Origin of the sequence: Erwinia sp. 198 (assembly GCF_003937915.1) — a bacterium.
GTDB classification, from domain to species: domain Bacteria; phylum Pseudomonadota; class Gammaproteobacteria; order Enterobacterales; family Enterobacteriaceae; genus Erwinia; species Erwinia aeris.
On the sequence record NZ_RHUM01000010.1, the window covers coordinates 193,683 to 202,209 of the forward strand.

The 8,527-nt window shown below is 54.8% G+C and carries 5 protein-coding genes and 1 rRNA gene; 1 reads left to right on the plus strand and 5 read right to left on the minus strand.

The features are described 5' to 3' along the window. Positions 1-25: 25 nt before the first annotated feature. On the minus strand, positions 26-2,116 hold the full coding sequence (locus EGK14_RS15470) for a hypothetical protein (protein ID WP_125289989.1): 2,091 nt from the start codon (positions 2,114-2,116) through the stop codon (positions 26-28). 545 nt (positions 2,117-2,661) lie between these two features. Then, the gene (locus tag EGK14_RS15475) at positions 2,662-4,836 is read right to left on the minus strand and encodes a TonB-dependent siderophore receptor (RefSeq protein WP_125289990.1); all 2,175 of its coding nucleotides are present in this window, start codon (positions 4,834-4,836) and stop codon (positions 2,662-2,664) included. Positions 4,837-5,134: 298 nt separating this feature from the next. Here EGK14_RS15475 and EGK14_RS15480 point away from each other — a divergent pair, with 298 nt between their 5' ends. Further along, on the plus strand, positions 5,135-5,956 hold the full coding sequence (locus tag EGK14_RS15480) for an alpha/beta fold hydrolase (RefSeq protein WP_125289991.1): 822 nt from the start codon (positions 5,135-5,137) through the stop codon (positions 5,954-5,956). A gap of 39 nt (positions 5,957-5,995) precedes the next feature. Here EGK14_RS15480 and birA read toward each other — a convergent pair whose 3' ends face one another. The 3 genes from birA to rrf all read right to left on the minus strand — a co-directional run. Next, positions 5,996-6,961 carry a bifunctional biotin--[acetyl-CoA-carboxylase] ligase/biotin operon repressor BirA gene (gene birA / locus EGK14_RS15485; protein WP_125289992.1) on the minus strand — a complete coding sequence of 322 codons (966 nt, stop codon included), beginning with the start codon at positions 6,959-6,961 and terminating at the stop codon, positions 5,996-5,998. Then, a complete protein-coding gene (murB, locus tag EGK14_RS15490) occupies positions 6,958-7,995 on the minus strand; it encodes a UDP-N-acetylmuramate dehydrogenase (RefSeq protein WP_125289993.1) in 1,038 nt (345 codons plus the stop codon). Before murB ends, birA begins: the two co-directional genes overlap by 4 nt. A 423-nt stretch (positions 7,996-8,418) precedes the next feature. Then, positions 8,419-8,527, minus strand: a 5S ribosomal RNA gene (rrf, locus tag EGK14_RS15495); the annotation flags it as partial.

Consider the following 8,527-nt stretch of genomic DNA (forward strand, 5'->3'; position numbering starts at 1 on the left):
ATAGGCCAGCTTTCGCTGGCCTTTTTTATTGGTCGTTTGCCAGCGCCTTTAACGAGCAGCTGTTGATAAAACGCGGCAGGGTGTCAGCAGGGAAATAGCGCAGCTGCCCGCTTTCCGCCTTTAACAACGCCTGAAAAGACATGGCCGGAAACCCGTTAAAAATCATGGTGAGCGCCATCACCGGGCCGTCAGCAAGCTGCCGTTCTGAAACAATCGGCTGGCTCATCCGCCAGCGGCGGGCCAGATCTGATTTAACAACGTTGAGCTGCCAGGCTGGGTTTTGCGCCTCCAGCGTCGGGTTATAGCGCCCATAGCGGATGCGATACGCGCGCTGCCTCAGCGAGCTGGCCTCCGGGGACTGAAGCTGCTTATCCAGGCTAATTTCGCAGCGCAGCTGGTAGCTGTGTGCAAAACGGTTTTTCCCATCGGCTTCGGTAAGCAGCGACGTAATCACGAAATCGATCGCCAGCGTATCGGTTATAACCGCCGTCGGCCGGGTATTCTCACTCTGCCAGCGATCCGGCGCAACGCGGGTCAGGATCATCAGCGGCGCATCCTGCGTGCTCAGGCGGGCAATAATCGGCGGCAGGCTGATGTAGCCATTAGGCACGGGAACGGGCACGCTCAGCGTCTGCGGTGCCGGATTCGGCCTTGCGCCGTCTGGCGGCAGCCGCCAGATCTTGACCAGCGGCGGATGGTTTGCCGGTTTGCCATTCTCTATCCGCCGCAGATCGGCTGCCGACCATGTCAGCCCCAGCAGCGCCGTGCCCTGCGCTTTGCCCAGCCGGATCGACGAAAGCGGCTCATCCGTCTCTGCGGCGTTTAAAAAGAAGCGCTGGATCTCTCCCGTGTGGCCGTTGCCCAGCCTTTGCCGCGCTACCGCCACGCGCGTGGCGTAATTTTCCCCGCGGTCATCGCGCATAAACTGCCTGCCGTCTGCTGAAACCTCCACGCCGCGAGCAAAAACCAGCGCATGAGTGATATGGCCGACGTCGTCCCGTTCAAACAGCATATCGTGCGACAGGAAGCGATACTGATTATGGACGGAGGTTGACGGGCCGTTCAGCGCGTAATCGGTCATGGGCTTTCTGCCACCGCCTGGCATAAACGCGTTCTGCTCGATTTTCACCGTGGTTTTATTGCTGCTCAGTACGCCGCGATGGGTCAACGAAACCAGCACCGGCTGATTATCAATAACGGCCAGCTTATTGATTGAGGCGTCGGCATCCTGCGAACAGACATCCTGAGCACAGCCGGGAAAGCTCAGCGCATGGCCCGGGCGCTGCGACGTTTCCTGTCGGGCGATAGCAAACGGGATCAGATGGACACTGGTATCGCTATAGGAGTTACGAGCCAGGGAAACCAGCGGCGGCAGCGCGGCATCTTCACCTGACGGCCTTTCCATTACTATCGGCGGCGTGACCACCAGCACGCCGGGAAAAGGCAGCGCATCGACGCGGCTGCTTTCCGGCGGCGTTGCCAGCACGCGCATTTTTACAGTGTTGCGCCGAAAGTAGAAGGTGCGAACGCCAAAATCCCGGCCCGGATCGCTGACGGTTTCCTGCGGTATGGCGCGTCCTACAATGTAATCGTCGGCCCTGCCCGGCTGCGGATCGTACTCAAACCAGGTCGAGCTTCTTCTGCTGTGAAACGAGCCCGCCCCGCCCAGCGTTACGCCCAGCAGCACTTCTTTCGCCTCGTGTTCGCAAGCCGCGTACGCCGACAGCGGATCCTGAGAGTTTCCCTGTCGGTTAATCTGACGGCATAAACGATAGGCGGACTGCTGGAGCTGGCTGTCGCAGTCCGCCTGGGTGTACCCGTAGGTGGCATAGCCGTGACGATAGCAGAGGTCGTGCATCACGCAGGCCTGGCGAAAGCGCAGGGAAATGGCCGACCCGTCATCCGCAGGCCTGAAAGCGATTTTTTCCATCAGTTTCGGGATGGAGCAGTTCAGCCCCGTACCCTGGCCGCCCAGAATCGCCTCCGTAGCCAGCGAAGCGCGATAGGTGGTAAAGGTGGAAGGTGCTTCCGTCTCTTCCGGCTGGGCCAGATCCGGAAAAACTTTTTCAGCGGCCATGCCGCTAAATAAACGGCAGACGATAAGCGTCAGGGCCAATAATATTAAGCATCCTGCCAGTAAAGTTAGCCAGCGATGGGAACAAATAAATGCTTTTAGTCTGGCCATAATGGACGCCCCTTGTTAAGCCTGCCGCTGCGTTGGTAGTAAGGCGATTCGGGCCTTTTTCTGAGAATATTGAAGGGAGTATAGGCACGCTTATATTTACGCAGGCAACGACTTGCAGGGGGACAGGTAATTTCAAAATAAAAAACGAATGCGGCGGCCGCGTACGCGATCAATCACTAGCGGCGAAGGAAAATAAAAGCCAGCCGGGACTGGCTTTTAGGTTGCTGACAAACTTATACCTCACTAACGGGCCGCTTGCAGATTGGTGAAATGCGGCAAAGGCAGATCGGAACACGGACACGCCGTAGATACGTCCCTGTCGGCTCGTTTGGCGCGTCCATGCGCCAAAACGGTCCGCTTATCCTCTCAGTCTCTGCCGCCGTGAAACAGCTGGATTGCTTTAAAAAACACCAGGATGGATCCGCTATCCAGGTTTGTCAGCAGACAAAGCCAGCCGGAGCTGGCTTTGTCCGTGCTTAAAACGAAAGCGTAACGCCCGCGTACCAGGCGCGGCCAGGCTCGTTATAGGTCGAAGCCCCTGCGTTTTCACGATAAATACGCTTATCAAACAGGTTGTTGACGCCCGTTTTCAGCTGCACATCCTTTATAACGGTATAGTTCACGCCAATGCCCACGATAGAGTAAGGCGCCACCTCTTTATCGGAAAGCGAACCATTTTCAGTATTAATTTCGGCGTATTGACGGGGTTTTTGCTTGCCGTAGAACGTCCAGTTCAGGTTGGTAGAAAGCTTGCTGGTCACCTTATAATCCAGCAGCGTATTAATGGTATATTCAGGAATAATCGACAGCGGATTGCCGGTATCTTTATTTTCCGAAGTGATCATATAGGTCGCATTAGTACGCCATTCCAGCATTTCTTCAATCAACGGAATAGTCAGGTTACCTTCCAGCCCTTCCACCAGCGCTTTGCCGCCGTTTTCCCAGCGCAGAACATGATAGCCATCCGAGGCGATACCAATAAAATCCGTGCCGGAGACGATTTTATTTTTATAATCGTTACGGAAATAAGTAATTCCTGCCGCATAGCCCGCGTTGGCAAACTCCAGACCAACTTCTTTATTAATGCTGATTTCCGGATCCAGATCGTTGTTGCCCATCAAATAACATTTGCTGTCGATACCGATCGGGCAGCCGTTGCCCCGTGTTTTCAGTAAATAACCTTCGCTGGACTGATAGAGGTTAGGCGCTTTAAATACGCGCGCAATGCCGGCTTTCAGCTTGAAGTGTTCACCTAATGCCTGAGAAGCGTTGAGGCTGGGGCTGTAATTGGTGCCGAACCTGCTGTGATAGTCAACGCGTAAACCGGGTATCAGGTTGGTGCCGACGATCGGCTCAATATTATCTTCCAGATAAAGCGCGCTCATCTCCGCGCTGTTTTTAGCGCTGCGGTTGTCCGTAATGCCGCTGCCCGACACGCCGCTGGCATTGGTAGCGCGCATCGAAGCGGGATCGTTCAGCACTTCACGGTTCCACTCTGCTCCCACCGTCAGCGTCTGCTCCAGCCATTTTTCCACGGGGATAGTTGCTTCGCCGCTGGTACGGTAATTTTGCAGACGGCTGGTGTCGTAAGTCTCGCTGTCGATCATTCCTTCGACGCGACCTGTCGTGCCTTCATGCAGACGGGTATTGTTGGTTTTCTCGTAGTAAAAGCCAACTTTTGACTGTCCCCAGTCCCAAACGCCATTGTGCGTAATGCCATAGGTCTGACGATACATGCGGTTGGTTTCGTGGCCGTACAGCGTCGGCACCAGATCGCTGATATTACCGTTACTGTGCTGCGTATCGCCCGCATAGATATTGCCCTGACGGCTATAGCCGAGATCGAAATCGACAATTTGCGTCGGCGTCATTTTCCAGGAAAGCTGCGCGTTAATATCTTTATTGCGTACCCCTTCCCGGCCCGCCGCGTGGCTACCGTTTTCTGCGGTATTGATATCGTATGCATCGGCGCCGGTTTTATTGATATTGCCATACAGCCGCGCGGTCAGTGCTTCGCCCGCCAGTGGGCCGCTCAGGCTAAAGTTAGCGCGTTTGGTGGCGCCTTCCTTGTCGTTTTCCGGCTGGTTGGTAAACAGCGACAGCGAACCGTGCCAGTCGTTGGTAGGACGCTTCGTGATGATATTAATTACGCCGCCCGCCGCGCCAGAGCCGTAGCGCGCCGCCGCTGGCCCGCGCAGTACTTCTATACGCTCGACCATCTCCGCCGGTACCCAGTTGCTGTCGCCGCGCGTATCGCGTTCCCCGCGCCAGCTGTAGCGAACGGAATTGCGCGACCTCGTCGGTATACCGTCAATCAGGATCAGCGTGTTTTCCGGCCCCATACCGCGAATATCGATTTGCCGGTTGTTACCGCGGCTGCCTGTGGCGCTGTTGCCGGTCAGGTTGACGCCGGGCATCTTGCGGATAATGTCGGAAAGGTCGTTAACGGGCGGCTCTTTGGCAATATCTTCCGCGGTAATGATCGAAACGCCCGGCTGCTGTTTTAGCTGCTCTTCAGCAGAGCGGGTTACCACCATTTCCGCCTCGTTATCTTCGATTGCTTCGGTTTCAGCCGTCCAGGCCGGGCCGCTTGCAAAGCAGGCGATAGCTATTGCCAACGGCTTGATTTGAAAACTTTTTATGTCAACCATTAATCATATCCCTGATTATTTATTATGCCTTGTTAAATGCGCATGATAACGATAACTATTCTCTTTTAAATAATAAAGGATGAATTTCACAATTTACTTTTCCTTGCAAAGCAGCAAGTAAACGGGTTTGGATGGCGGAGACCGTCACTGCCAGCAGCAGTAATCACACCGCGCGTTATCTGAGCCAGACGGATTGCCATCATTCTTTCACCGCCCTGTTAAAAATTTTCTTGCTCTTTCTGGCGCCAGTAGGGCTATGGTTAACGAGTCAACCCAACCATAAGCTGAGGAAACACGCATGAGCACGCTCAGGACGCAGGATGGTACGCAGATTTATTACAAAGACTGGGGCAAGGGTAAGCCGGTTCTGTTCAGTCACGGCTGGCCGCTGGATGCCGATATGTGGGACAGCCAGATGAATTTTCTGGCCGAACGCGGCTACCGCGTTATCGCCTTCGACCGTCGCGGTTTTGGCCGTTCCGATCAGCCATGGGAAGGGTATAACTATGACACTTTCGCATCCGATATTAATGACCTAATCGGATATCTCGATCTGCACGATATTACTCTGGTCGGCTTCTCGATGGGCGGCGGCGACGTGACCCGCTATATCGGCCGCTACGGCACCGGACGCGTTAGCAGCCTGGCGCTGCTGGGTGCGGTTACGCCGATTTTTATCAAAACCGACGATCATCCTGAAGGCGTGGACAAATCTGTTTTTGACGATATCAAGGCAGGATTACGCAAAGATCGCGCGCAGTTTATCAGCGATTTCGCCACGCCCTTCTACGGTCTCAACAAGGGAATGACGGTATCAGAAGGCGTAAAAACGCAGACGCTGAATATCGCGCTGCTGGCTTCGCTGAAAGGCACCATCGACTGCGTGACCGCTTTCTCAGAAACCGATTTCCGCCCGGACGTGCAGAAGATCGACGTGCCGACGCTGGTTATTCACGGCAGCAGCGACCAGGTCGTGCCTTTTGAGGCAACAGGCAAGCTGGCCGCCGAAACCATCACGGGCGCGCAGTTAAAAATTTACGACGGCGCACCACACGGCTTTGCCGTTACGCATCAGCAGCAGCTTAACGAGGATCTGCTGGCTTTCCTGCAGGCTCGTTAACACTTGCGCGAGAAAACGGTAAGGGGCTACTGCCCCTTTTTATTTATCCTGTGGACGCAGAGAGATTTCGCCGCCGACCCAGGATTTGCGCACGCCATCCTGTTCCAGGATCAAGCCGCCCTGCTGATCGATGCCTCTGGCGATGCCCGGTATCTCACGGTCGCCTATCAGCAGCTTCACCGGCCGGTTCAGGAAATTGTCCAGCTTGCTCCAGCGCTCAATAAAAGGCGCAAGGCCCTCACGCTCAAAAAGCTGAAGGGATCCGCGCATATTATTGACCAGGCTGGCAGCCAGCTTGTTTCTGTCTATCGTGACACCTGCTTCCTCCAGGTTGATCCACGCCTGATTAACCACGCTCGCGTCCGGCGAGCGCATCGCCAGGTTAATGCCTGTGCCGATCACGATATTCGCCGCATCGCCCGCTTTTCCCGTTAATTCCACAAGAATGCCGGCGAGTTTACGATCGTTCAGGTAGAGATCGTTAGGCCATTTTACCCTGACGTCGCTTGCGCCCAGCGCCTGTAAGACTTCCGCCGTTACAATACCGATAACCAGACTTAACCCCATCGCAGCAAGCGGGCCTTGCTCCAGCCGCCAGTACATAGAGAGATAAAGGTTGGAACCGAAGGGAGAAAACCACTGACGCCCGCGACGACCGCGACCCGCCTGCTGATATTCCGCCACGCAGGCATCGCCGGATTGCAGCGTAGCCATTCTGTCCAGTAAATACTGATTGGTGGAGTCGATCACCGGGATCACCGCCAGGCCGCCCTGATCCAGCTGTGAAAGGATCGTTTCTTCATTCAGCAGCTGGATCGGGCCTGACAGGCTATAACCCTTACCGGTTACGGTAAAAACGTCAATGCCCCACTCTTTGAGCGTCTGAATATGTTTATTAATGGCAGCACGGCTCATGCCCAGCCGCTCGCCCAGCTGTTCGCCGGAATGAAATTCGCCGTCGGCCAGAATGGCGACAAGTTTTAACGGCACGGTTTGATCTTTCATGCAATGACTCCGACGGCATCCTGCTCGCCTTCGGCGCCGATAAAGCGCACTTCAGGTTCGAGCCATACATTGAATTTTTGTCCGACACGCTGACGAACTTCATGCGCCAGCGCCACAATATCGTTACTGGTTGCCCGATCCTTATTGATCAAGACCAGCGCCTGATGTTGATGAACCGCCGCTCCGCCAACGCTGTAGCCTTTAAGATCGCAGCGGTCTATCAGCCAGCCCGCAGCCAGCTTTACGCTGCCGTCAGCCTGCGGATAGCGGGGCATATCCGGCCAGTCTGCCGCAATAGCGTCCGCCTGTTCCGCAGCGATCACCGGATTTTTAAAAAAGCTGCCGGCATTGCCCGTTTCGGCAGGATTGGGCAGCTTGCTGCTGCGCATCGCACATACCGAGTCGAAAATCTGCTGTGGCGTGACCGTAGCTGAAGAAAGCCTGCTCAAATCGCCGTAGGTGATAACAGGTAACCACTGCTTTTGCAGGATCAGACCAACGGCGATAATGGCGTAGCCGTATTGATATTGGTGTTTGAAGATACTGTCACGGTAGCCGAACTGGCAGTCCTGCGCAGAAAGGCGGCTGACCTTACCATCAGGCAGATGCAGAATATCGACATACTCGCAGACGTTTTTTAACTCGACGCCATAGGCGCCGATATTCTGAATAGGCGCCGAACCCGTGCAGCCGGGGATCATCGCCATGTTTTCCAGCCCGGGCAGCGCATTTTCCAGCGTGTACTGAACCAGCTGATGCCAGTTTTCTCCGGCACCTACATGCAGATGCCAGGCTTCCGCACTCTCTTTTACCGTTATGCCTTTGATACGATTAACGATGGCGGTACCGTTAAAGTCCTTTAAAAACAGTATATTGCTTCCTTCACCTATTAACAGTGCCGGGCGCTGCTGGCGCTGGCTTTCCTGCCAGGCGGCGCTTAACGCTTCTGCCGTGGTCGCTATAACGATATTTTGTGCAGAGACATCAAGATTAAATGTATTGAAAGGTTGTAAAGAGTGCTGCTGGCTGGACATAAAACGGCCTTAACAAATTTATCTGCCCGTAGTTTACCCGATTTTCAGACCGGAAGCGTGGAAGGATTTGCTGTGGGATCGCGCTTGCGATAGTTTGCGAAACAGTGGAAAAGCAGGCGCGCAAGCGGGAAACAGAAGGGTGGAAAAAAGCTTTTTTGGTTCTACTTTCGCATATTTTTGCAGCAAAAAAAAGCGTTGAGCGGCGTTTAAAATAGCCGGAAGCTGAACAGCAACCCCGGTGGCGGACCGAAATCTGATGGTACAGGGAGGAGACGAGCTTTTATGCATTTTCTATACGCGTCTGGCCAGGGTAATTACGTCTGTCTTTCTGTCAGGCTGACTCTTTACGATCGCTACCCGGGTTTTCCCGGCGCACAAACGCAAAAAACCCCGACCGTGAGGTCGGGGTTATCGCAATCTGATGCCTGGCAGTTCCCTACTCTCGCATGGGGAGGCCCCACACTACCATCGGCGCTACGGCGTTTCACTTCTGAGTTCGGCATGGGGTCAGGTGGGACCACCGCGCTAAAGC

Bases quoted from the DNA above. Each gene is read 5' to 3' on its own strand.
- EGK14_RS15475 (WP_125289990.1), bottom strand. From the start codon at position 4,836: ATGGTTGACATAAAAAGTTTTCAAATCAAGCCGTTGGCAATAGCTATC.
- murB (WP_125289993.1), bottom strand. From the start codon at position 7,995: ATGTCCAGCCAGCAGCACTCTTTACAACCTTTCAATACATTTAATCTT.
- birA (WP_125289992.1), bottom strand. From the start codon at position 6,961: ATGAAAGATCAAACCGTGCCGTTAAAACTTGTCGCCATTCTGGCCGAC.
- EGK14_RS15480 (WP_125289991.1), top strand. From the start codon at position 5,135: ATGAGCACGCTCAGGACGCAGGATGGTACGCAGATTTATTACAAAGAC.